This window comes from Mucilaginibacter sp. McL0603, from assembly GCF_049992945.1.
Lineage (GTDB): Bacteria > Bacteroidota > Bacteroidia > Sphingobacteriales > Sphingobacteriaceae > Mucilaginibacter.
Map to the genome: position 1 here is coordinate 2,896,781 of NZ_CP188251.1, position 25,702 is coordinate 2,922,482.

22 protein-coding genes are annotated in these 25,702 nt (G+C 39.1%); 10 read left to right on the forward strand and 12 right to left on the reverse strand.

The window, feature by feature from the left end:
• Positions 1 to 41: 41 nt before the first annotated feature.
• From ACPPVU_RS13495 to ACPPVU_RS13525, 7 genes are all read left to right on the forward strand, one after another.
• Positions 42 to 506 (forward strand): DoxX family protein, encoded by a 465-nt coding sequence (locus ACPPVU_RS13495; protein ID WP_426667035.1) that lies wholly within the window; start codon positions 42 to 44, stop codon positions 504 to 506.
• A gap of 98 nt (positions 507 to 604) precedes the next feature.
• Positions 605 to 2,062 (forward strand): serine hydrolase, encoded by a 1,458-nt coding sequence (locus tag ACPPVU_RS13500; RefSeq protein ID WP_426667036.1) that lies wholly within the window; start codon positions 605 to 607, stop codon positions 2,060 to 2,062.
• A 135-nt stretch (positions 2,063 to 2,197) separates the two neighbouring features.
• The gene (gene mutS, locus ACPPVU_RS13505; protein WP_426667037.1) at positions 2,198 to 4,807 is read left to right on the forward strand and encodes a DNA mismatch repair protein MutS; all 2,610 of its coding nucleotides are present in this window, start codon (positions 2,198 to 2,200) and stop codon (positions 4,805 to 4,807) included.
• Positions 4,808 to 4,905: 98 nt separating this feature from the next.
• On the forward strand, positions 4,906 to 7,272 hold the full coding sequence (locus ACPPVU_RS13510) for a DUF2339 domain-containing protein (RefSeq protein WP_426667038.1): 2,367 nt from the start codon (positions 4,906 to 4,908) through the stop codon (positions 7,270 to 7,272).
• Positions 7,250 to 8,470, forward strand: coding sequence for a hypothetical protein (locus ACPPVU_RS13515; protein ID WP_426667039.1), 1,221 nt, complete (start codon positions 7,250 to 7,252; stop codon positions 8,468 to 8,470). Before ACPPVU_RS13510 ends, ACPPVU_RS13515 begins: the two co-directional genes overlap by 23 nt.
• Positions 8,471 to 8,582: 112 nt before the next feature.
• Positions 8,583 to 9,149 (forward strand): C40 family peptidase, encoded by a 567-nt coding sequence (locus tag ACPPVU_RS13520; RefSeq protein ID WP_426667040.1) that lies wholly within the window; start codon positions 8,583 to 8,585, stop codon positions 9,147 to 9,149.
• A 50-nt stretch (positions 9,150 to 9,199) separates the two neighbouring features.
• Positions 9,200 to 9,322 carry a hypothetical protein gene (locus ACPPVU_RS13525; protein ID WP_426667041.1) on the forward strand — a complete coding sequence of 41 codons (123 nt, stop codon included), beginning with the start codon at positions 9,200 to 9,202 and terminating at the stop codon, positions 9,320 to 9,322.
• Here ACPPVU_RS13525 and ACPPVU_RS13530 read toward each other — a convergent pair whose 3' ends face one another.
• From ACPPVU_RS13530 to ACPPVU_RS13540, 3 genes are all read right to left on the reverse strand, one after another.
• Positions 9,323 to 11,230 carry a DUF3857 domain-containing protein gene (locus ACPPVU_RS13530; protein ID WP_426667042.1) on the reverse strand — a complete coding sequence of 636 codons (1,908 nt, stop codon included), beginning with the start codon at positions 11,228 to 11,230 and terminating at the stop codon, positions 9,323 to 9,325.
• Positions 11,227 to 13,203, reverse strand: coding sequence for a transglutaminase domain-containing protein (locus ACPPVU_RS13535; protein ID WP_426667043.1), 1,977 nt, complete (start codon positions 13,201 to 13,203; stop codon positions 11,227 to 11,229). The genes ACPPVU_RS13530 and ACPPVU_RS13535 overlap by 4 nt, the downstream gene beginning before the upstream one ends.
• Before the next feature lie 175 nt (positions 13,204 to 13,378).
• Positions 13,379 to 13,573, reverse strand: a complete 195-nt coding sequence (locus ACPPVU_RS13540) for a hypothetical protein (RefSeq protein ID WP_426667044.1) — start codon at positions 13,571 to 13,573, stop codon at positions 13,379 to 13,381.
• 124 nt (positions 13,574 to 13,697) lie between these two features.
• On the opposite strand from ACPPVU_RS13540, the gene ACPPVU_RS13545 reads away from it, so the two are divergent.
• On the forward strand, positions 13,698 to 14,762 hold the full coding sequence (locus ACPPVU_RS13545; RefSeq protein WP_426667045.1) for an exonuclease domain-containing protein: 1,065 nt from the start codon (positions 13,698 to 13,700) through the stop codon (positions 14,760 to 14,762).
• Positions 14,763 to 14,790: 28 nt separating this feature from the next.
• Here ACPPVU_RS13545 and ACPPVU_RS13550 read toward each other — a convergent pair whose 3' ends face one another.
• Positions 14,791 to 15,975, reverse strand: a complete 1,185-nt coding sequence (locus ACPPVU_RS13550; protein WP_426667046.1) for a DUF4249 domain-containing protein — start codon at positions 15,973 to 15,975, stop codon at positions 14,791 to 14,793.
• Positions 15,976 to 16,007: 32 nt separating this feature from the next.
• Positions 16,008 to 16,946, reverse strand: coding sequence for a tRNA epoxyqueuosine(34) reductase QueG (gene queG / locus ACPPVU_RS13555; RefSeq protein WP_426667047.1), 939 nt, complete (start codon positions 16,944 to 16,946; stop codon positions 16,008 to 16,010).
• 109 nt (positions 16,947 to 17,055) lie between these two features.
• On the opposite strand from queG, the gene ACPPVU_RS13560 reads away from it, so the two are divergent.
• On the forward strand, positions 17,056 to 17,286 hold the full coding sequence (locus ACPPVU_RS13560) for a hypothetical protein (protein WP_426667048.1): 231 nt from the start codon (positions 17,056 to 17,058) through the stop codon (positions 17,284 to 17,286).
• A gap of 115 nt (positions 17,287 to 17,401) precedes the next feature.
• Entirely contained in the window at positions 17,402 to 17,782 is a 381-nt protein-coding gene (locus ACPPVU_RS13565; RefSeq protein WP_426667049.1) for a pentapeptide repeat-containing protein, read from the forward strand.
• A gap of 96 nt (positions 17,783 to 17,878) precedes the next feature.
• Here ACPPVU_RS13565 and ACPPVU_RS13570 read toward each other — a convergent pair whose 3' ends face one another.
• The 7 genes from ACPPVU_RS13570 to ACPPVU_RS13600 all read right to left on the reverse strand — a co-directional run bounded on the left by ACPPVU_RS13570 (position 17,879) and on the right by ACPPVU_RS13600 (position 25,618).
• A complete protein-coding gene (locus ACPPVU_RS13570; protein WP_426667050.1) occupies positions 17,879 to 18,676 on the reverse strand; it encodes a polysaccharide deacetylase family protein in 798 nt (265 codons plus the stop codon).
• 81 nt (positions 18,677 to 18,757) lie between these two features.
• Positions 18,758 to 19,852, reverse strand: a complete 1,095-nt coding sequence (locus ACPPVU_RS13575; RefSeq protein WP_426667051.1) for a Gfo/Idh/MocA family protein — start codon at positions 19,850 to 19,852, stop codon at positions 18,758 to 18,760.
• A gap of 74 nt (positions 19,853 to 19,926) precedes the next feature.
• Positions 19,927 to 20,949 (reverse strand): Holliday junction branch migration DNA helicase RuvB, encoded by a 1,023-nt coding sequence (gene ruvB / locus ACPPVU_RS13580; RefSeq protein ID WP_426667052.1) that lies wholly within the window; start codon positions 20,947 to 20,949, stop codon positions 19,927 to 19,929.
• A 108-nt stretch (positions 20,950 to 21,057) separates the two neighbouring features.
• On the reverse strand, positions 21,058 to 21,789 hold the full coding sequence (locus tag ACPPVU_RS13585; RefSeq protein ID WP_426667053.1) for a polyprenol monophosphomannose synthase: 732 nt from the start codon (positions 21,787 to 21,789) through the stop codon (positions 21,058 to 21,060).
• Between the two features lie 47 nt (positions 21,790 to 21,836).
• Positions 21,837 to 23,309, reverse strand: a complete 1,473-nt coding sequence (locus tag ACPPVU_RS13590) for a POT family MFS transporter (RefSeq protein ID WP_426667054.1) — start codon at positions 23,307 to 23,309, stop codon at positions 21,837 to 21,839.
• Between the two features lie 205 nt (positions 23,310 to 23,514).
• Complete coding sequence (locus ACPPVU_RS13595) at positions 23,515 to 24,432, reverse strand: hypothetical protein (RefSeq protein WP_426667055.1); 918 nt, start codon at positions 24,430 to 24,432, stop codon at positions 23,515 to 23,517.
• A 7-nt stretch (positions 24,433 to 24,439) separates the two neighbouring features.
• A complete protein-coding gene (locus tag ACPPVU_RS13600; RefSeq protein ID WP_426667056.1) occupies positions 24,440 to 25,618 on the reverse strand; it encodes an acetyl-CoA C-acyltransferase in 1,179 nt (392 codons plus the stop codon).
• Between the last annotated feature and the right edge of the window lie 84 nt (positions 25,619 to 25,702).

Genomic DNA, 25,702 nt, shown 5'->3' on the forward strand with positions numbered 1-25,702 from the left:
TGATAATAAATACTTATCTTCAAACCTGCAAAAGTTTGAAAATGAAGCCACTGGTAGTTTTACTTGTATCAGCTGTAGGTACTTTATTGGTTACCCACTTCATAAGTGGAAGATGGGATTATTTGATTGCAGGTAATATAGCTATGGCGATAATGCTGCTTTTTACTGCATTAGGTCATTTTATTTACTGGAAGGGTATGATCATGATGGTTCCTGGATTTATCCCCGCTAAAAAACAGATGGTATTCCTTGCCGGTATTTTTGAAATTCTTTTTGCTATCGGGTTATGTATCCCGTCTTCCAGGCGTTTAACAGCTGATCTGCTGATCTTATTTTTCTTACTCGTTTTGCCCGCCAATGTTAATGCGGCCCAAAAAGGTATTGATTACAAGGACGCCTCTTTTGAGGGCAGGGGTACAAATTATCTGTGGCTCCGAATTCCGATGCAATTGTTCTTTATTGCATGGGTGGCTTATTTTGGTTTGATACTTGTACAACCTGAATAATTGAAATTTAATTTCGTTATTTTAATAAATACAAAATTATAATTTGTAAAATAAAAAATAATATCTACCTTGTATCGTATTAACCAATACGATATCTTATGAAATCCCTTACCTTATCCGTCGCATTTTTGTTTACTTTAATTTTTTCGCCGAACTCCTATTCTCAATCAACAGATACAATTGACAAAATAAAGCAAGTAGAGAACAATCTTATCGGGCCCATCCAGGTAGAAGGTGATAAGCCGTATACTATAGTCGGACAAATGGCACACTATAATATAAAAGGGGTAAGTGTAGCGGTTATCCATAATTATAAACTTGAGTGGGCAAAAGGCTATGGCTGGGCTGATGAGGCTTTGAAAATACCTGTTACTACCCAAACACTTTTCCAGGCAGCATCGATCAGTAAATCGCTCAACTCGGTGGGGGTACTCAAGCTCGTTCAGGATAAAAAGATCGATTTGTATACTGATATTAACACCTACCTCACCACTTGGAAGTTTCCTTATGATTCCCTGTCAAAAGGAAAGAAAATAAGCGTAGCCAATTTGCTTAGCCATACTGGCGGTTTAACAGCACATGGTTTTGGTGGATATGAAAAAGGCAAGGATACAATACCAACAATCGTACAGATACTTAATGGGCAGAAGCCAGCTAATTCACCTGCTATACGTTCTATGTATGAGCCGGGTGTAAAGACTGAATACTCTGGCGGCGGTATTGCCATATCCCAGCTGATAGTAATGGACGTAACGCATCAGCCTTATGATAAATACATGTATGATAATGTGTTAAAACCTTTGGGGATGAACAGCAGCACTTATGCTCAGCCTCCTGTTGGCGTAAAGCCTGAATTATTAGCCACGGCCTATTACATAGATGGAAAAGAGGTGCCGGGGAAATATCATATTTATCCCGAACAGGCTGCTGCTGGTTTGTGGACCAATCCAACCGACCTGGCTAAGTATATAATTGAAACGCAACTGGCTTATGCCGGCAGGTCACATAAAGTCCTTAATCAGGAAACAACAAAATTAAGACTTACTCCTTACATTGAGAATGGAGCCGCTTTAGGTGTTTTTATTGATAATCCGGATAGTACTAAATACTTTGAGCATAGTGGTGCCAATGAAGGTTTTAGGTGCACGTATTATGGCAGTTTGGAAAATGGCAATGGGGTTGTGGTGATGGTTAATTCGGATGGTGAGCGTATCATGCCCGAAATTGTAAACAGTGTAGCCAAGGTTTATGGCTTTAAAGGCTTGTACCAATCCAAATTAAGAAAAATGGTTACTGTGGCGGATTCGGTTTTAGAAACTTATACGGGTAAGTACGAACTGCAACCAAAGTTTTTTTTGACTGTAACACGCGAGGGCAGCCAATTATACGGACAGCCGGACGGAGATCAAAAATTTGAGATATTTCCCGAATCACAAAACAAGTTCTTTTTAAAAGGAGCCCCAATTGAGGTTGAGTTTATTAAGGATAACAAAGGTGAAATCATTAAATGTGTGGTATACCAGGGTGGCCCGCATGATGCCAAAAAAGTAAAATAAAATACTATAACCGCGTTGTAAGACAATATTTGAGAAAGTAGCAAGCATAGTAATCCACAAACAAACTTTTTTCAACAAAAGAGATAAAAGCCAGTCAAGGCTTTAACTTTACCCGATTATAAAGAGGATAAGCTATTGGCAAAAGATACGGGTAAAGAAACACCGCTAATGCAGCAGTACAACCAGATAAAGGGTAAATACCCCGGAGCGTTGCTGCTGTTCCGTGTGGGTGATTTTTACGAGACGTTTGGCGAAGATGCTATAAAGGCGGCAGGGATACTTGGTATTGTGCTTACCAAGCGCGCCAATGGGGCTGCCACGCATATCGAGCTGGCTGGTTTCCCGCATCATTCGCTGGATACTTATCTGCCTAAATTAGTAAGAGCCGGTCAGCGGGTAGCTATTTGTGATCAACTGGAAGATCCCAAAACTACCAAAACCATTGTAAAGCGCGGCGTTACCGAATTGGTTACACCCGGAGTAGCGGTGAGCGATAACATCCTTCAGCAAAAAAGTAATAATTACCTGGCATCGCTGTATTTTGACAAGAACAGTATCGGCATTGCCTTAATAGATATTTCGACAGGAGAATTCCATACGGCACAGGGCAGCAGCACTTATATTGACAAGTTGCTACAGAGCTTTAGCCCGAGCGAAGTGATCTTCCCAAAAAGCCGTAACAATGAATTTAAGGAAAATTACGGCGATCGTTTTTACACCTACATGCTGGACGAATGGCCCTATACCGGTGATTACGCACAAGAAACGCTACTGAAACACTTTGGGGTAAAATCACTAAAAGGTTTTGGGATTGATAAATTAAACCTCGGCATAATAGCAGCAGGTGTTGCACTTCATTATTTAAACGAAACAGAACACCGCAACCTGCAACACATTTCGGCCATCAGCAGGATAGAAGAGGATCGCTATCTGTGGCTTGACCGTTATAGTGTCAGAAATCTGGAGCTTGTAGGTTCATCCAACGAAAATGCCCATACGCTGGTTGAGGTATTGGATCAGACCTGTTCGCCGATGGGTGCACGTTTGCTGAGGCGATGGATAGTGATGCCTTTAAAGGAGATCAAACCCATAAATGACCGCCTGGGCGTGGTAGAATATTTGGTGAACCAGGAAGATTTACGGGAAGATTTAAAACAAAATATACGCCTGATAGGCGACCTGGAGCGGCTAATATCCAAAATAGGGCTGCAAAAGGCAAATCCGCGTGAAGTATGCCAACTCAAAAAAGCATTGAAAGCCATAGAGGTGATCAAAAGGCAATGCGAGGAAACAGATAGTCAGCCTTTAAAAGCGATTGCTGAGCAGTTGAACCCTTGCACACTGATGAGCGAAAAGATTGAGCGCGAACTGAACCCCGAGCCTCCCGTAATGCTGGTAAAAGGTTCGGTTATGAATACAGGCATCAACGATGAGCTGGACAGGCTACGTAAAATCGCATTTGGTGGTAAAGGATATTTGTTGGAGATACAGAAACGCGAAGCAGAGCAAACAGGTATACCATCGCTTAAAGTGGCTTTTAATAATGTATTCGGTTATTATTTGGAGGTGACTCATGCCCACCGTGATAAAGTGCCCGCTGATTGGATACGCAAACAAACGCTGGTAAATGCCGAGCGGTACATCACTCCCGAACTAAAAGAATACGAAGAGCAGATATTAGGTGCTGAAGAAAAGATACTGGCACTGGAAACACGATTGTATAATGATCTGCTGTATTCACTTGCCGAATATATCAAGCCCATACAACTCAATGCACAGTTGATAGCACGCCTGGATGTGCTGCTTAATTTTGCTACGATATCCATCAAAAATTATTATGTAAAGCCGGAGATCAACGAAGGACGGATGATTGACATTAAAGGTGGTCGTCACCCGGTGATAGAGAAGCATTTACCGTTGGGAGAAGAGTATATCACTAATGATGTGTTTTTGGATAGTGAGTCGCAGCAGATTATTATCATAACAGGTCCAAACATGGCCGGTAAATCGGCATTGTTAAGACAAACCGGACTGATTGTACTAATGGCACAAATGGGGTGCTTTGTTCCGGCTAAAGCAGCCGCCATTGGTTTGGTGGATAAGATATTTACAAGGGTAGGGGCATCGGACAATTTATCTTCAGGCGAATCAACCTTTATGGTGGAGATGAACGAAACGGCCAGCATCCTGAATAATTTATCGGACAGGAGTTTGATACTTTTGGATGAAATTGGTCGTGGTACATCAACTTACGATGGTATCTCCATTGCCTGGGCCATTGCCGAGTATTTGCATAATCACCCTACAGCAACTGCCAAAACACTGTTTGCTACACATTATCATGAGCTGAATGAACTCAGCAACTCGCACCCGCGCATCAAAAATTTTAACGTGACGGTAAAGGAAGTTGGCCATCAAATTATTTTCTTGCGTAAGCTGGTTCCCGGAGGCAGCGAGCATAGCTTTGGTATCCATGTGGCCAAGCTTGCGGGTATGCCCCAAAAGGTATTGGCACGAGCCAATGAGATATTAAAGAAACTCGAGAACGAACGCACAGGCGGCGAGCATATAAAAGAAAGCATTCGTAAGGTGCAAAAACAAGCCGTGCAGATGCAGATGTTCAGTATTGACGACCCTGTGTTAGTGAAGATACGTGATACCTTAAATAATCTGGATGTAAATACACTTACCCCGGTTGAAGCTTTAATGAAGCTGGATGAGATACAGAGGGTGATAAAAGGGTAGTCCGGAAGTCGGAGGTCATATTCGAAACAGTTTTCCGGGACTTAGGAGAATAGGTATTAATAAATATTCCATTATCTTAGTGATTTAAACCTATCACCATGGATGCCTTGTATATTATACTGTTTATTGTGATTATCATTTTATTGATCTCAAATCAAAACAGTTCGAACAAAAAGATCGGGGAACTTGAGTTCCTGATTGTTAACCTTCAAAATCTTGTTAAAAAACTAAGCGAAGTTAGGCCACCAGCAGAACCACCCAAACCGACAATAATTGAAGAAACAAGACCGGTTATAACACCCGAAGTTAAAAAGGCTCCTGAAATTGCCAGGCCTGTACCATCGCCTGAACCTAAAAAGCCTGAGACTGTTGAATATCACAGAGAAGTTATTACTGATCCTTTGGCTGAACTAAGAAGATCTCAGATAAAAACCAGTTATACGGAAACAACAAAACCAGAGCCTGAACTTTCATTTTTTGAAAAGCATCCCGATCTCGAAAAGTTTATTGGTGAGAACCTGGTGAATAAAATAGGTATTGCCATATTGGTATTAGCCATAGGGTTTTTTGTTAAATACGCTATTGATAATAATTGGGTTGGACCCGCAGGCCGTGTTGGCATAGGTATACTGTGCGGCGGCATATTAATAGGGATTGCCCATCGTTTACGAAGTAGTTATAAAGCATTCAGCTCGGTATTGGTTGGAGGTGGTTTAGCCGTATTTTACTTTACCATCACTTTGGCTTACCACCAATTTCATCTTTTCAATCAAACAACCTCGTTTATCATATTAATCATCATTACCTGTTTTGCTGTTGTACTATCATTACTTTATGATAAGCAGGAACTGGCAGTGATCGCTTTAATTGGTGGATTTTCGAGTCCGTTTATGGTAAGTAATGGCAACGCAAACTATAATGCCTTATTTATTTACCTGGTAATCTTAAATGCCGGTTTACTAATCATCGCCTATAATAAATCATGGCGAATCCTTAATACCACTTCCTTTGGATTAACAGTATTAGTATTGGCTGGTATTATTTATACATTACCTGCAGGGGCTTATTTAATCAGCTTTATTTATATCACCATTTTATATCTGCTTTTTTTCTTCATCAATATTGCCAACAATATCAGGGAAAACAAAAAATTTATCACCTCAGATTTTACCATATTGCTCAGCAATGCTGGCTTGTACTTTGGTACAGGTTTGTATTTATTAACCATGATGCACGCTGAGCAATACCGTGGACTATTTTCGGCAAGCATAGGCGGTATCAATTTATTATTTTCTTTTATCCTCTTCAGAAGCAAAAAGGCAGAGATCAATATCCTGTATCTGTTGATCGGCATTACATTGACTTTTATATCCCTAACAGCACCTATTCAGTTACATGGTCATTTTATTACCTTGTTTTGGTCGGCAGAGTGTGTTTTACTATACTGGCTTTCTCAAAAATCGGGCATTAAATTTATACAATGGGCATCATTGATGGTGTGGGTTGCCATGCTAACCAGCTTAACGATGGATTGGTTTAATCTATATGGTTCATCTTATTTGACATTGACCATTATAGTGAACAAGGGATTTATTACCACAATATTTTCTGCCATATGTAGTTGGTTGCTTTATTCACTCGCCGTCAGATCTGACAAAGAAGGAAACCTTATATCACCCGATATTTATAAATACCTTGCTATCATTATGCTGTTTGCCAGCGGATTTTTAGAGATCAATCATCAATTTTTGAACCGTTATCCCGGTACGGCCTTAAATACATTATACCTGATGCTTTATTTTTCGGTATTTGTATATGTATTTTGCCAGATTGCTGCCAGGGTTTCAGTCATTAAATTGAGTTGGCAGATCATTGCAGCTAAATTAGCATCTGTGGTAGTGATCTACTTGCTAATAAGTCCCCAGTTTTTTGAGCTACAGTATTCAATGCTTGTTCAGCATAAGATCGAATCCGCACATTTTATTGCACATTGGATAGGGACGGTATTTATATTGTTGATCTTATATCGATTGATCATCATATGCAAAACCAATCTTCAGGAATACATCAAACCCGTAAGCTGGGCTTTATCAGCCGCAATTGTCATATTTTTTAGCTTAGAGGTTAGTTTAATGAGCAACCTGATGTTTTATTCAAAGGGCAACAGTATAGATCACATCGAAACCGTTTATGTTAAAACAGGATTGCCTGTATTATGGGGATTATCGTCATTTGCTTTGATGTGGTTTGGTATGCGTTATAAAACAAGAGTTTTACGTATCATTTCATTAACCCTATTTAGCATCACGCTGATAAAGCTTTTTGTATTTGACATTGAGAACATACCTGCTGCCGGGAAGATAGCGGCATTTTTCTGTCTTGGCGTATTGTTGCTAATCATCTCATTTATGTATCAAAAGGTTAAAAAAATTGTTGCCGACGATGAGGATAAATCGAAAAGTTAAACCTATTCTTTTACTGTTAGTTACAGTTAGCTCGGCTGCAACATCAGTCTGGGCACAAAGCACTTACAAATTTAAGGCCGATCTGCAAAAGATCGACTCGAGCGGCGTTTACAAGATAAATCTGAAACCGGATCAGATTGCAAAGTGCAATGAAAAGCTTAGTGATATCCGTTTGCTTGATGGAAATAGAAAGTTTAAAGCTTACGTTTTGAGTAAGAATTTGTTTATTGACAATACAGATCAATTTATTGAGTTTCCGGAAGTCAATTTGAATGACAATGCGGACTCAATTTATATTGCTGAAAACAAGAATGGTATAAGTACTAACAATCTATCGCTTAAACTAAAAAATACAGATGTTGAGCGCTCTGTAAATTTATCAGGTAGCCAGGATCTGAAAAAGTGGTATGCAATAAAAGAAGATATTCCGTTAGAAAAGGCAGGAACGGGCAACGAATCCGAATACCAGCAAACGCTTTACTTTCCAACCAGCAACTACCAATATTTAAAAATACAGGTGAATGGCAAAAATAAAACCCCTGTAAAAATAATGCGGGCGGGCGTTTACCTCAGTCAATTAAGCAGGGAGGAGTTTGCCTTTCTACCTCCTGCCAAATTCAATGTTAAAGATACCAATAAGGTGAGTCACGTTTATATTCATTTTGATGAACCGTACACGATTAACCAACTCCGACTCATCGTATCTGCGCCTAACTATTATGAGCGCCATATAAGTATTTACGATGTTCAAAATAAGAATGCTAATTTAGTTCGTGATGCAACAATAAGCTTTCGTGGGAAAGTTATTTATCTTTCAGCAAAAACTAAGCAACTCCGTATTGATATCTCAAATGGCGATGACGTTCCTTTAACCGTCCAAAGAATTGATGCTTTTCAACAAAATCAATACTTGATAAGCTATCTCGAAGCAGGCCATAGTTATTCTATTCTTTCCGGTGATTCATCAGCAAATGAACCGGTTTACGACCTGAGCTTTCTGAAATCCAAACCATATAATCGGGTGCCTGTTATCAATCACTTAACTGTCTATAAGAACCCTGCTTATGTTATCCAAAGGTCTGTAGTTAAGAAAAATCTCACTTCATTGTTATGGGTAGCCATCGTAGCTGTTTTAATATTGCTCAGCTTTTTAACGTGGAAGATGGTAAAAGAGATCAATGCAAGACAAGTTAAGTAGTATCGATATTAAAGGTTTTTAAAATGAAGAAATCCTCTAATCAGGTAAATAATTGTGGATATGTTAAAAATCCCTGCCATTAACCTTTAAGCAATCGCCGTATTTTTACGGCATGATAAAAAAGTACTACCTGTTATTTCTTTTTGCAAGTGTGTTTGTTCTTTCAGCCTGTCATTCAAAAAAGGCGGTGATGAGAGGGGAGCCAGGCGATGTTGTAGCGCCACAGCCATCTATTGCTGAAAAGTATTCGTCTATTTTGGGAGTTGATGCTGAAGCTATTAAGAACGGTCGCCTTTATGCTTTTGTAGACCGGTGGATGGGTACGCCTTATAAATTCGGTGGGTTGGATCATGGCGGGATCGATTGCTCGGGTTTGGCTGTTCTATTGGAGCAGCAGGTTTATGGCATTAATATACCCCGTACCACAGGTCAGCAGGTTGCTGCTATCAAGCGCAAATATGAAGAGGAACTGCAGGAAGGCGATTTAGTATTTTTTGATTATGACGGAAAAAAATTCAGCCATGTAGGTATCTATCTTCAAAATGGCTATTATGTACACGCCAGTTCAACAAAAGGAGTGATTATTGTAAAACTGCGCGATCCCTATACTTATAAGTACTTTTCACGTTGCGGATCGGTAACTGTTGCTATGGCTGCCGATTCTACTGCTGGTAAATAACCGAAATATAAATACTGCAAATTTACTTTATTCACTAAATTTGCAGTACAATGCCCGAAGAAAAGGAAAATTACGATTTCTGGACTAAATATAAACGGTTTGCCAGTACCGAGATACTGCTTTATGTGATCATGATCGTAGGCATTATATTGGGTATTATCATTTTCAGCTGATCAGTTTTTTATAAGCTTTACATTATACTCGTCCGCATCTGTTACTGACTGATAAAAGTCAACCATATCCTGGTAAATATCTTTACTGTAGGTGCCATCCTTTAGCTGAAATTTTCTTTTGTATACCAGTTGATCACCATTAATGGTCATCGTGGCACTAAAGCTGCCAAACGGTTTATCAATATGTTTTTCTAATGGCTCTGATTCCAGGTGATAGCCTTTGGGTAGGGTGTAGGTAACCTCGTCTTCATCTGTATAGCCACGGTTAATGTAAACCGGATTTGTCCGGTTCTGTAGCTGGCGCAAAGGTCTTGCCCTATCGAACGAATTGAGCGAGAAATAGATTTCGCTATTGTTTACTGCTGCGTACTCTGATGCTGATAATTTGATATCTTCAACAGTGTATGGCTTCAGACTTTTATCCTGTTTATACTCCAATTTTTTAATTTCAAGGTTATTGATGGGGTAGGATCTTTTTACATCCTTTATACGCTCAGTTTGTGCTTCCTGAATTGTTTGCTCCTTAAACTCATAGGTGGCGCCTTTAAATACCGTTTCCATATCACCTGTCAGCTCTCCGGCATTATTAAGTACAAAGCTGGCTTTACGTTTTTCCAGGTTTTCCTCAGCAGTATATTTTGGAGTATGCATCAGTTTGCCTCCATCTGGTGTGCAGGCCAGTACAGTGCGGTCATCAGTAAAAGAGCCCAAATAGCCAAAAGGTATGGTTTGACTGGTGCAATCGGCCCAAGTAGTATCGTTTTTAAAAGGAAGACATAAAATTATATGATTCCCCTGGTTCATACTCGGAAAATCATCTAACATGCTAACCTTGTAACTCCTCCCTGATTCCACTACACAATAATAAGAATCAATATTTACTGCTTTTAATAATGCTTGTGTATAGTTAACCAAGGCTTTACAATCACCATAGTTTAATTTATCTACATCCGTTGCGAGAAAGGGCTGATATCCGCCTATTCCAACCTGCACACTTACATAATGTGTTTTTGCCTGCATGTACTCGTATATCTTTTTCGCCTTTAATTTAGGGTCGGAAATATCTTTGGTTATATCCTGCACATGCTCAATAGTTTCGGGAGTTAATTGCTGCCTGGTAGCCACTAATTTATCATATTCCCATTTACCCAACTGCTGCCAGTTAGTGAATGATCCGTTTATATCATAATAGGTAAATTTTTCCGGCGCAAAGGTTACTCTGCATACCGTATTTTTTATATACGGGCTAAAAGGCTCATCTTTCCTGGCTTTAATATCTCCTATTTGCCAGGTGTAGGTTTTCATACCATCCTTATTTGTACCATTGACAACATTTGAAGACAGATTAAACTGCTTATATCTTATATTAAAATCCGGTTTACAGATAAAAGTATACGAACTCTTTTCAACCGCTAAACCAACTTCTGAATTAGGTTCCCAATCATTAAAAATTAATGATTGTTTTTCCTTCAACTCATACTCGTACTCAACGGTATACGGATAGTCGGTAGTAGCTTTCTTATAGTGTTTAACCCTCTCATCCTGGAATAAAGAAAATCCATCTGTTGCTGCATAATCATCAAAATCACGCTCTGATATTTTTTGAACCGCTTTTCCGTATTCATTATAAATAGCGCCTTTAATGTATCGTATGGTAGTATTTTTATTGTAAAAGATGTTCAGACCGATCTTCTCATCACCATTTTTATTTAAAACAGTGATCGCCCTTTTAACATGATAGGTTGAATAATCCAGGTCCTTTACCTCGGTAGTTATTTCCTCATTCCTAACAACCGCGCTGGCATAAGGCATCAGATTTTTTGGAAGAAGACTTATATCATAATTTTCCTGAGCAATAGCACCGCTACACATCCCCAATAAACACAGTATAAATATTAGTTGCCTCATGATTTCTTCTTAAATACAATTTCGTTTTTTTCTGCCAGGATAATTTTGTTGTATAACTCTTTCAGATAAGGATATTCTTCGGGGCCGTAAATTGACTTATCCAGTCGGGTATCGTAAGAAAATGTAAACGTTTGATTGTCAGACTCAAAATTTGTAAAAAATTTACCGCCCTGATTAGGCAAAGCAAATGCTACCCCTTGCGGTGGATTTTCAATTGCATATTGTGCCGGAAGATGAATGTTTACAATATAACGTTCATCTGATGGCATTCCCCAATCTACCGGGTAATCGCGCTCTGCTAATTTGAACGGATTAGTTGTAAGTTGGTTCAGTAAAAACGGGCTAAAAGTTAAACGCCCATGATTAAGATCATTATACTGATTCATTTCAACCTCATAAGTTTCGCCCAAAGGTTGATCCAGGCTATCCACGTTAGCAATTTCCGATTTAAGGATTTTTATATTTTTTAATTCTATATGTTCAACATATTCATCTATTGAATTATATTTTTTTATTTCACGACGCTTAAGGTATCCACTGTAGCCAGAAGAAAAGCGGGTTACAGTACCCTTCAATTTACCATTATCCTGTAGAGTAAGATCCAGTGCATAAGTAACGTTTTCACGCTGTTGTGTGGCCATATCAATCCAGTATGATGGTTTATCCAAGCTGAAAACACGGCCCTGATCGTTGATGCATCTTAAAGGCAACATACCAAAGGGTAGTAAAGGATCAGTAGCATCCAATAAATAGCTTTTGTCTCCAATGTTTGCCTTGGCAATAACATAATTAAAATCCTCTAAATTAGGATAAAGCTTGTTGAGGTTACCATGTTCACGTGTTGACAATAAAACTGCTTCGGTGGGTATACCGGCGGCATTTAAGGCTGTTACAAGCGCCAGATTTATATCTCCCGAATTACCGGCATGGTTTTCAATTGCTTGCTTTATGCCATCTTCACTGGAAAAACCTTTTCCTTCGTTCCATTTTATGCAGTTTTTAATATAAGTGTATATAGCTTTTGCTTTCTCTAGTTGGTCGGTTTTGTTAGCTATTACGGATGCTATCTTTTCGCCCATTAAACTTTTACGTTTAAGCTGGCCGCCAAATGAGCTTTCTGTTTTAAGCAAATAATCCAAATCTTTCCAGCTCTTGGCATATTTTATTTTGGCACCATTGTTAAAATCAGTCTCCTCTTCCAACTGGAAATTTACTGCTGATCTATAATTTTTTTCTGAGGTCATATAATCCTCTTGGATAAAAGCAGGTACGTTACTTATCCCATAAACAATGTCAGAGCAATCGGCTGACGAAGTACCGTAGCTAAAGCATTTGGATTCAACCTTCGCTGTATTTTTGGTTAATTTTAAATACCCTTTCAATGAGGCATTATAATTCCAGAAGCCAGGTATGTGCACTTCATATTCTGAATTTACTTTAGGGATATAGCTCTGGAAATACCAGGAGTGAAAGTTAAAATCATAAGGAGATGTAACTCTGTAGCTAACTTCTATTACACATCCGTTTCGTAAAGCCGGCATGGCAAATTTAACAGTGGTCCAATGCTTGCTGTCTTTGACCCGGAATACTTTTTTGCTATCAAGTGCTACCTGTTGCACGATTCCGTTATCGTCTTTATAATAGGTTATCCCTTTTACATCCTCTACTTCTTCGTACACCATATCACTGCCATTATAGATGGGGATCTCAAATGTGCCTTCTCTTTCAAATTCCTTGTTATCAAAGAATTTAATTTTAGTATGGTATTCAAATGACATCCTTATGTGATAATCATTTGTAAAATTTATCCTCGTCGTTCCATATTCATTAAGTACCACAGCATGGGCCGAAGTATCTCTATCATATTTTTTCATTTCCAACGCTGCATTGTCCACTTCGCCATATGGAAAGTCCTGCGCCATTGCAGACAGGGAGATCATAAATGTGATTAAAAGGAGTAGGGTTCTTTTCATAATTGTTAATAAAATTAGGCGCTATTAAAGTAGGCTTTTTTACGGATATATTAAATAGCCGTTAACTACATGAATGAATTTCTAATACCTGTAGTGAACTGTTACCTGATTACGCTATTTTTTCGTGAAGGTTATATCAGATTTTTCGGCAAGGATGATCTTGTTGAATAAGTCTTTAGACCCAGGTATTCATCAGTGCCATATGCGTCTTTATTCCAAACTGGTTTAATACCAGAGCATTGGCAGATGTGTCTTTACTGTAGCTCATCATGTCAAGATATTCCAGGCTGGCTTTTTCGTAAGGAAAATTCTGGGCCATTACAGCCGTTGAGGTAAGAAATGCAATTAGAAGAAGTGCCAGTTTTTTCATATTTGTTAATAAAATTCAGGTGGTCTAAAATTAAATTAAAATTGAGGATAATTAAAGTAGCCGAAAAAATTTAATCTGCTAAAACTTTTTATGACCTTTGCCAGCCTTGTTTGTTAAATAAAAAATGAAGTTAAATTTAAAACGCCCGCTTGCTTTTTTCGACCTGGAAGCTACAGGAACCAATATAGGAATAGACCGGATAGTTGAAATATCTATCATTAAACTTAACCCGGACGGGAGCGAGGAAGTAAAGACATGGCGCGTAAATCCTGAAATGCAGATCCCGCTTGAAACATCGCTGGTGCATGGTATTTACGACGAAGATATAAAAGATGAACCTGCATTTAATGCGTTGGCTGAAGCTGTAGCTGCATTTATAGGTGATAGTGATCTTGCAGGATATAATTCTAATAAATTCGACATCCCTATGCTGATGGAAGAGTTTTTACGTGCAGGAGTTTTGTTTGACCTGCAGAACCGCCATTTTGTAGATGTGCAGAATATTTTCCACCAAATGGAGCAGCGTACATTAAAGGCAGCTTATCAATTTTATTGCAAAAAGGATATTATTAACGCGCATTCGGCCGAAGCAGATACCCGCGCTACAATGGAAGTTTTGCTGGCACAGATAGAGAAGTATGAGAATACTGAGTTTGAAGACAAAAAGGGTAATCGTTCAAAACCCATTGTAAACGACATAGAGGCACTGCACAAGTTTACTAACCTGAATAGTCCTGTTGATTTTGCGGGAAGAATGGTTTATAATGATAAAGGTGAAGAACTATTTAACTTTGGTAAACACAAAGGTAAAAGGGTAGAAGATGTGTTTAATATGGAACCAAGCTATTATTCATGGATGATGAATGGCGATTTTCCATTATACACCAAACGCAAACTGGAAGAGATATACAGCCGCTGGAATGCAAAAAGAGTTGCTGAACGCCAATCAAAACCTGTACAGCCCAAACCGGTTGAAGTACAAGCTAAGCCTGAGGAGGTTAAAACAGCTGAGACTGCCGAGAAACCTTCAGCTCCAAAATCGGTAGAAAATCATCCTAAAAAAGAGTTTCACAAGCCGGATAACCGTAATAATCAACAAAACCGCCCATTTAAAAAAGACGAGCCTGCTAAACCTGTTAATGAAGACATGCTGAAAATGCTGGCGGATAAGTTTAAAAAAGGCCTATAATTAGATTTCATATTTCTGAATCATTCATTTATTGATCAGACGGCCAATAGGGCGGCTTTACTATCGTACCTCCCTGCAGGCGACAATCCGCACAAATTGCAGGTGCATATTGGTAACCGACAAGCACATTTTCGACATTAACTGATATCGTTAATAAACTGTCTCCTGATGCGAATGTATGACGCAATCTGGAATCAAATGTTGACTGCGGCTGTATTGGAAAGAAAAAAGCGCTACACCCTGTAGGCTGCCCGGCAGAACTGGAAACAGCAAATGGTAGTTTGCGTCCCTGTAAAAACATTCTTTTAGTAGTAACTGTTGAAACGCTGACGTATCCTATAATAGGTTCAGTTGGATTACCCACAGCATGAATATTAGTAAATGAAGATGAGGGCTCGGGATCGAAAATTGATCCTAAGTTTTCTGTATTTGTTTTAAGTAAGGTCCAATACTTATAAGCATCAGATGTTAAGGCATATTGTTTGACTAATAAACTATATACATGGGTTATTTTACCAGTTGAGCCATCAACATAACCTAAAGGATATTGGCTAATAACGTCTTGCCCCAATTTATTTGAAGTTGCTACAAAAACACTATTGGAAGGGGCTGCATTTTTGTAACAAGTAGAAACAAGACTATCTGAGTTGCGTGAGGCTACATAGTTATCCTTGTAAAGAAGTGGCGCATAATATTTTGAATTATAGCTCCATGTCTCACCATAATCCCAGCGGTAATACCGTGTTTTATTAGTGTTATCATGCGAGCTGACATAAAATTGAACACCCGTCAACAGGGGGGCATAATATACACTATCAATTTGTGGGGTTATTTTATTTTCAACAAAATCTGATGCATATTCTTTATTGTCTGATGTGAAAATATGCAGACGGTAATTTCTGTCTATAGGTAAATTAAGATTTAGAACAACATAATTGCCGGTACCGGTTTCGTGCAAGGGAAACTGATCGTTTTTATCACTTTCAACTGTTACTCTTGCGCCCGATTCCGGGTTATTTGTTGTGCTGTTTAGCTTTACGGTCCTGCTAAGCTTTATAAGAGTGGTATCATTATTATTGCCACTATTAATTACACCTTCGACAACTAAATAACGGTGATCTGCTGATACGATAACAGGTGCATACGGCTTTTTACAAGAAAACGCTGTAGCTAAAAAAAACAGGCATAATAAATTTCTGACCGTTATTTTCATAAGATTTATAGGTTGAGATAATTGGTTTATAATCAGGATTGATTATTCAAAAAATCAATATTCCTTTTGATACCTATAAATTTAGTTCTTTTTATTGGAGAATTTTTAAAAACTTTTTGAAAAATTTCTTCTGTGATATCTTCCCAATCATTTTTGCTCATTTGCAGCAGATCAGTCTGTGGGGCAAATGCTGGTTCATGATGCAATAGTGAGAAACGATTCCATGGACAAACATCCTGACAAATATCACAGCCAAACATCCAGTTGTCCATTTTGCCTGCAAACTCCGTTGGTATCTCGTTTTTCAGTTCTATGGTCAGGTAAGATATGCAGCGACTGCCATCCACGATGTAAGGTGCTACAATCGCTTCGGTAGGGCAGGCATCTATACAACGTGTGCAGGTGCCGCAATGGTCGGCAGTGGAAGGTATATCGTATTCCAGTTCAAGGTCAATAATCAATTCGGCCAAAAAGAAAAAAGAACCGCTTTTGGTATTGATCAGATTGGTGTTTTTTCCTGTCCAGCCTAAACCTGCTTTTTTAGCCCAGGCCTTATCCAATACCGGTGCGGAGTCTACAAATGCACGTCCATCCACCTCTCCAATTTTCTCGTTGATGACCTGTAATAATTGCTTTAGCTTTTCCTTTATAACATGGTGGTAATCAATTCCATATGCGTACTTCGATATCTTCGGTGCTAAAGGATCGAATTGTTGCTCTTCACTATAATAATTAAGCCCTAAAGAGATCACCGACTTTGCACCATCGACCAGCAAACGCGGGTCGAGGCGTTTATCAAAGTGATTTTCCATGTACTGCATTTCGCCATGCATGCCTTGTTTTAGCCAGGCCTCAAGACGGGGTGCTTCTTCCTCTAGAAAATCAGCTTTCGCTATGCCACAAAACATAAAGCCGAGTTTTTTAGCCTCAGCCTTAATTAGTTTGCTATATGACAATAGATTTTGCTGCATTACTGCAAAGATAGCATATCAAATTTAAGGTGATGGTTTGGCAACAAGGGCTAATAAATGAAAACAGATATTTTTCCTGACTGTTATATAAATACTAAAATTAAAAATCATGAAAAGTGCAGAAGTGAAAGATCCGAAAGATAATAAGATCACTAATAAGGACAATTCGGTAACTAATAAGGATGATGATAATACTTTAGAAAATGAGCAGGCAACTGATCAAAAAAAAACTGATAAAGAACATGTATTAACGCTTATCTCAGACAACGATAATGCAGGAATACTTGCCGATGAAAGTGCATCTAATAAAGGGCAGGGGCCTGCGGGTGAGAATTTATAGCATAATATAATATCAGTAGCATGTGTTTTCAGATGTCGCAAAGTCACCCTATGATTGTCATTTTTGCAGGTTGATTTTTTTATTTCTCATATCTAGATTTGAAATAAAAACGCATATGGAAACAATTGAGATAAATGAAGATTGTAAAATATTGCTGGTAACCCGTGCAATGCTGAATGATTCACGTTTTCAGGACGTTGCTATGATGAACGTGAAAATCATAGATGCAAACCTTAGTGATCTTGAGATTGAAGGGGCGCAACTAGGTGGAGCTTATATCCATAATATTGGCATGCCGCCAAAGGGACATCCTATGTATGATGTGAATGCCAGCCAACGTCCTTTACGATTTGAAAATTGCGATCTGCATAACAGTACTATTACAAACTGCAATCTGAGTGGTGTGGTATTGCGCGATTGCAATATAAGCGGTATGATTATTAATGGCATACCTGTTGATAAACTGCTAAGCGAGTACGAAAAGACAAAGAAATAAGTAATGTTCTGAACAAAATAAGCCCCGGAATGAATAATTTCATTCCGGGGCTTATTTTGTTGTCAGCTAGCAATTAATTGCGAAAGCTCGCAGTTATTAAAAGCTATGTTCTATGCTGTTAAGCAAGTTTTTGTCAGTCCAATAGCCACTGTCAAGTATGCGGCGAACGGTTAATAATGGATTGTTAGCATCACGTTTATCAGCCAATTGAAATGCCAGTTTAAAGCCGCGTTTCTGTAATTGCGGTAAATTCTGAACATTCCACACACCAAACGGAAAAGCGAAATATTTGACTGGTTTGCCTGTGATATCTTCCAGTTTTTTAGTGGGCTTATCTAATTGTGTTTCCCAATCTTTAGCAGTAGACAATTTCTTGAAATTGCTATGGTTCCAGGTATGGCTTGAAATTACATTTCCTTCATCTGAAAGTTGTTTGATCTGCGCTGAGCTCATGTAATGCTTTTTACCGATAGTTACTGTCATGATAAAAAATACACCTTTAAAACCATATTTTTTCATTTCGGTACGACCTACCTCAAACTGATCAAGGTCAGTATCATCAAACGTAAGCATGATGGGTTTGCTTGGCAGCGGAGTGCCTTTGGTCAGATAATCATATAACTGATCAGGCAGGATAGTGTGGTAGCCGGCATCCGCCAGCATTTTCATGTGCGATTTGAACGAAGCAACAGGTATAATATAATCCTTGTTTGTTTTTGAATCAGTAGGACGCCAGTCGCGTATTTGATGGTAACATAAAATTGGAACCTGTTTGCGTGCCATGATAGCAGCATTATTTCCACTTTGTGGAGGCGTAGCAACAGGTTTTGATTGAACGGTCAGCGAAGCAAATAAACCAAAAATCAGTAAAGCAGACGATAATTTCAACATCATAACGGGGTTTAATTTATAACGGCGAAATTAAAAGAATTTAGGATTATCCTATTGTTAAATGTCAACAATATTGATTGCTGTTTATAAAACTATCCTTTTACCTTCTTTGATAGATCTTTTTGCCCCATCCAATATCTGCATCACGATCATATTGTATTTGAGTGAGGATTGATCATCTGGTGTGGCTAACTGTCCCTTAAGCGCAGCCGCCAGGTAAACTAAAGGATCATTGATCGGGGCAGGCAAAGTTTCGACTTTTTTTGCTCCCTTAATATTTTCGCGCATACGGCTTGTTATGTCAGTACCATTTAAAGCATGATAATATCCATGTTCGCCAAATATTTCCAGATCTTTTATGGAGAATGGCCAGTTCCACGAGGCTTCTATCTGTCCGGTAGCTCCAGGATACTCAATTATTACAGTGGCATCATCCTCTACTTTTGGATATACTTCCGGTTTGTAATGTCTTGCTATTGCAGTTACAGCAATTGGTTTTTGCCCGTGCATAAACCATGTCATCAGGTCGGCACCGTAACAGCCGAAATCATTTAATGCTCCTGCGCCATTTAATTCAGGATCGGTTAGCCAGGCTAAAAATTCCTTGCTACAGCCAATTTCTTTTGGCCCCTGGTGGCCGTCATGCACCACCATTTTTTTGATCGGGCCAATGCTGTCATTGGTTACCGCAGTATAAAGATTATTGTAAGATGGATACCAGGTAGTTTCATAATTGGTTAATACCTGGATGTGATATTTATTGGCCAGTTCTTCTATCCGTTTTGCCTGATCAAGAGTAGCTGCCAATGGTTTTTCAACCATTACGGGAATACCCAGCGGGGCACATACTTCAACCACGTCCACATGATTGGCAACCGCATTATAGCCTAAAACTGCATCTGGCTTTTTGCCTTTCAACATGGTTTTCAGATCGGTATAAAAAACGGTTTCAGGCAGGTTAAACTGCTTACCGTATTTTTTCCATAGCTCCTGGTTAGGCTCGGCTATACCGATTATATCTACCTGTCCGTTTTTATAAGCATTCAGGATATTGTAGATATGATCATGATTGAGCCCGGCTACGCAAACTTTTAATTTTTGTGCCGATGCAATAGTAAATAAACCGCAAAGCAGTAAAACTATAAGGGAAGACTTTTTGAAATACATTTTATCTTTCATTTCGTGGTAGAATAGTTAGCAAAAGAAATAAGTTTTTTATGGTAATTACTGATGTAACAGAAAAATAACAGTGCTTAAAACAATGTGCGGCTGCCACCTAAACGTGTCTTCCCCAAATGTTTATAGGCATTATCGGTAGCTTCCCTTCCGCGTGCAGTACGCATCAGAAAACCCTCCTGAATTAAAAATGGTTCGTAAACTTCTTCGATGGTGCCTTCATCTTCGCCAACTGCGGTGGCTATAGTCTTTAAGCCGACAGGGCCACCCTTAAACTTATCGATAATGGTAATCAATATTTTGTTATCCATCTCGTCCAAACCATGCTGATCTACGTTCAACGCATTCAGCGCATAATTCGCAATATCTGTATCAATATTTCCATTACCTTTTATCTGGGCAAAATCGCGGGTACGGCGCAGTAAGGCATTGGCTATACGTGGGGTACCTCGACTTCTGCGGGCTATCTCAAAAGCGCCTTCATCGCTGATAGGAGTTTTTAAAATGGATGCAGATCGTAATACGATAGTCGTTAATAATTTAGCATCATAATACTCCAGCCTTGAATTAATGCCGAAACGTGCACGCAATGGTGCAGTCAATAAACCTGACCGTGTTGTAGCACCCACAAGTGTAAATGGATTTAATGATAATTGTACGGAGCGGGCATTAGGGCCGGTCTCGAGCATGATATCGATCTTAAAATCTTCCATTGCCGAATACAAATATTCCTCAACCAGAGGACTAAGGCGGTGAATCTCATCGATAAATAAAATGTCACCTGTTTCCAGGTTGGTTAGTAATCCTGCCAGGTCACCTGGCTTATCTAAAACAGGTCCTGAGGTGATCTTGATACCAACACCCATTTCATTAGCAATGATGTGGGAGAGGGTAGTTTTACCCAATCCCGGAGGGCCATGCAATAAAACATGATCCAGCGCTTCGCCACGCTGGCGGGCTGCTTGTACAAATACTCTTAAGTTGGCTAATATTTTATGCTGACCGGTAAAGTCCTCAAAAGCCTGTGGGCGTAATACTTTTTCAATGTCTCGTTCGACAGGAGATAGGCGTTCGCGATCAGGATCAAGATGCTCATTCATTGCACGAATTTAGTGATTAGTGAGCAGAGATCAGTGATTAGTTTTGTAAATGATAGGTTAATTTGGGAAGACATGTTAACTGATCACCAATCTCTGATAACTGGTTAACTAGCCTTCAGGATATTTTCTAAAGACACTATTGATCTTCATCTGGATAACTCCAAAAACAGCTTCGCGGAAAATACTGGTTGACATTTTTGACGTTCCTTCGGTACGGTCGGTAAATATGATAGGAACTTCTACTATTTTAAAACCATGCTTAATGGTGGTGTATTTCATTTCGATCTGGAAAGCGTAGCCCACAAACTTTACCTTGTCCAATTGTACGGTTTCCAATACTTTGCGCCTGTAGCACATGAAGCCTGCGGTAGAATCCTGGATATCGATACCGGTAATAAAACGCACATATACCGATGCAAAATAGCTCATCAGCACACGGCTCATCGGCCAGTTAACCACATTTACGCCTTTGATATACCTCGAACCTATGGCAGCATCAGCACCATCGATACAAGCCTGGCGTAGTTTTAGCAGATCATCGGGGTTGTGTGAAAAGTCAGCATCCATTTCAAATATAAAATCATACTGACGAGCAATAGACCATTTGAAACCATGTATATAAGCAGTACCTAAACCTTGTTTGCCGGCACGCTCTTCCATAAACAGCCGTTCAGGAAACTCCTTTTGTAATTGTTTAACAATTGCAGGTGTACCATCAGGCGAACCATCATCGATGATCAGTACGTGAAAATCATGGGGAAGAGAGAATACTTTACGGATGATCCGTTCAATATTTTCAATCTCATTATAGGTTGGTATTATAACAATGCTGTCGGGCACGTAAACAGGGGTTTTGGTTTAAAGATTTTACAAAAAAACGGATTTTTTTATACAATCGGGTTATCGGGATGAATTTCCTGTGTTTTATTACCCTGAATATTGAGCCCCTGCGCCAGTACGTCATCAGCTAAATAAGCTTTTTCTTTAATAAAAGGACTAACAAGCAGGAATATCACAACAAAAACCAAACAGATGCCTACAAATAACCAGTAATAAGAGGCACCTGTAAAGCTCCTGAAAAATCCATTGTTGGCAATGCTATTATTAACAGTCGCATTAAAGAATGAACCGACAGAATAAGTAAAATACCATATCGCGGTCATCGTACTTTTCATTGAAGGTGGCGACTGTGTATAAGCATATTCTAATCCTGTTATGGAGACTAAAACTTCACCTGCTGATAAAACAACATATGCCAGTATTTGCCACCATACGGAAGGATGGCCACCAGCCTCAATGCGTGTTTGAATTAAAGCTATAATTACAAAACTAAAACCGGTAATCACTAAACCAGCGCCTATTTTCCTTAGTGAGGTTAATTTGATGCCCAATTTTTCAACTAAGGGATAAATGATATAATTGAAAATAGGGATCAATAAAAGCAAAAATATTGCATTAACAGTTTGTATTTGTGAAGGTAATATGGTCCAATCAGAAATCCCCAAATGTAAATCCATTTTTGTTGATTGTAACACCCACTCAGCTCCATTCATATCCCATAAAGACCAGAAAATAGGTATAAATGCAAAAACTGCCATTACACGCCAAACAGCTCTTATGCCATCAACTTTCTCATCGCCATATTTTGCTTGTGCTGCTTTCCACCCTTTGTTAAGGAGTGCATAAAGACTTACTGATACAAAGTTGGCTTTGTTAATGCCTTTTGGAGGCACTCTTACATATCTTTTCCTTCCTGAAAAAAAAATAAAAGTAGCACATGCCATTAATATTCCCGGTACACCAAATGCCCATTTAGCACCAAACTTATCGTAAATAAGAGGTATAAGCCACAAACTAACCATTGAACCAGCATTTATACTAAAGTAAAACCAGCTATAGATGCTGGTCATAAGGTGCTGGTTTTTATGATCGAACTGATCGCCAACATTTGCAGAAACACAGGATTTTATTGCACCTGCAGAAAATGCTATGATAATGAGCCCGGTTTCAAACCCACCTAATGAGGTATCAAACATTGATAGCAAAAAATGCCCGATAGTATAGATTAGGGAGCCAATTAATATAACCCTGTATTTGCCAAAAAACCAATCGGCCAAAATTGCTCCAAGCAAAGGAGTAGCATAAACCAATGTGGAAAAAGTATGATTAATACTATTTGAATGCGCATTAGCTATTATTGTGCCCTCATGACTAAAAAACTGATGAACCAAAAAAACAGCAAGAATGCTGCGCATGCCATAAAAACTAAACCGCTCTGCAAATTCGTTACCAATAATATATGGCACACTACGGGGTATTCTTGCTTTTTCTTGCGTTGATACTGAGAGGGTTTCTTGCATAGTTAATTTCTGAGAATTTGGGGACTAAAATAGTATAATTCCGGTAAATCAAAATTTTATATCGGAAGTATTATAATGAAGATAAAGAATATTTGGTTATTGATTGATTAAGTTGATTATGTGAGTGGTTGATTGATTTAAGATTTATATTATAAGTCTTCATAACTTAATCAGCCCAATCCAACTCAATCAACTACTAAACTAATTAATGCTGTGTTGCTGTAGCTTTGTCTATTTCGGCTTGTTTTTTGGGGTCGATATAATTATCGTCATGGCTATCAGCTGTATTTCTCATATCAAGATTTTCTTTATAAACCCACCTGCCATTTTTTAAAAGATAACCATTGTAGCTCAGATCGGGGCCGTACGATTCTGGTTGACTCTTTAATTTAGCATCGGGCGGTACAAGGTTATCAAAAACTATTAGCTGCTTATCTGCATCATATTTCAATAACATAGAAGCCTGGCGTGTATATTCAAATACAACACGGTTGCGTGTTTTTCCATTACCGTCAAACACAGGCAGACCTAATACAGGTTTTCCATTGCTACCAAAGGAGAGAACCTCTATTACTTTTTTGGTCGATTTTATAGTATTTCCTTTCCAGCCCAATAATATGTAATATGGGTTCTGTCCGGCATTGGCAGGTATAATGCTATAATATTGTGCGCCAAACCACTGAGTATTGTTGGTTATTGTATCCTCTGCTTTTTTTATTAAAGGAGAGTAATCTGTAAGCGGGAACATCTGTAATTTATCACCGGCGTTCATTTGTATGGTTCCATAAAAGCGATAGCTGCCATCATCAAAAGCGATGTGCCAGGTAATCATACGGAAATGTTTATCTGGCGAATTGACGATACTGATGCTTTTAACAGAATCGAACGGAAAATCGAAAGAATGGGGTATTTTAAGCGCTTTAACCAATGTTTTGATAAACTCCGTATTGGCATTCATCCGCTCCATCTCGGTGTCTTTGTTAATAAACTTTTTTCCGAGGGCAGTTAAACTGTCCTGGTAGGTTATTAACAGTTTGGTGTTGCCACTATCATCTGAATGCTGTGCAAGGACCCATAGCGGCATTGCTGCAGCTATTAAACATAGTATCAGTATCTTCTTCATTATCTAGTTAACGCAAATTTTCTATAACCATTGCACTGGCACCACCGCCACCATTGCAAATTCCGGCGGCACCAAATTTACCACCGTTTTGTTGTAATACATGCAGTAAAGTTACAATAATTCGCGCACCCGAAGCACCCAGGGGATGGCCAATTGAAACTGCCCCGCCATTAACGTTTACTTTTGCCGGATCGAGGTTTAGATTCTGGTTATTTGCGATGGATACAACAGAGAAAGCCTCGTTGATCTCGAAATAGTCTATCTGTTCAGATGACAGGCCTGCACGGTGTAGAGCTAATGGTATTGCCTTTGAAGGTGCTGTAGTGAACCATTCTGGCGCTTGCTGGGCATCAGCATAAGATATTATTCTTGCCAACGGCTTTATGCCAAGTTCATCTGCTTTTTCCTTGCTCATCAAGACCAGGGCGGCAGCTCCATCATTCAGAGTCGAAGCATTGGCTGCGGTGACTGTGCCATCTTTTTTGAAAACAGGTTTCAGCGTTGGTATTTTATCGAATTTTACAGCTTTAGGCTCTTCATCATCAGCAAATAAAGTGATGTCGCCTTTTTTGTCTTTTAGTTCGACGGGGGTGATCTCATCCTTAAACTTACCTTCAGCCTGGGCTTTTTGTGCTCTGTGGTATGATTCAATAGCGAAGGCATCCTGTTCTTCGCGGCTGATCTTGCATTCGGTGGCGCACAATTCTGCTGCTGATCCCATGTGGTAATCGTTATAAACATCCCATAGGCCATCTTTTACCAGGCCATCAATGATCTGCCCGTTTCCCAAACGATATCCATTACGGGCTTTATCGAGATAGTATGGCACATTGCTCATACTTTCCATTCCGCCAGCAACAACAATATCATTTTGCCCTAAAGTAATGCTTTGTGCTGCAAGCATAAGCGCTTTCATGCCCGATGCGCATACTTTATTAACTGTAGTAGCCGGCAAATAAGGCAAGCCCGCAAATATGGCTGCCTGTGTAGCCGGTGCCTGGCCTAAATTTGCCGACATTACGTTACCCATATAAACTTCCTGCACCTGGTCAGGCTTTAATCCTGATTTCTCAACAGCTGACTTGATAACCAAGGCACCCAATTGTGTTGCAGATAATGCTGCAAGGCTTCCACCAAAACTGCCGATAGGGGTGCGGGTAGCGGATACGATATATACTTCTTTCATAAATTGATTTAAAAGCTGTGCAAATTTAGAGTTTTTGATGAAAAGGAAATACTATGCATGCATAATAATTATTGGGCAAATAGT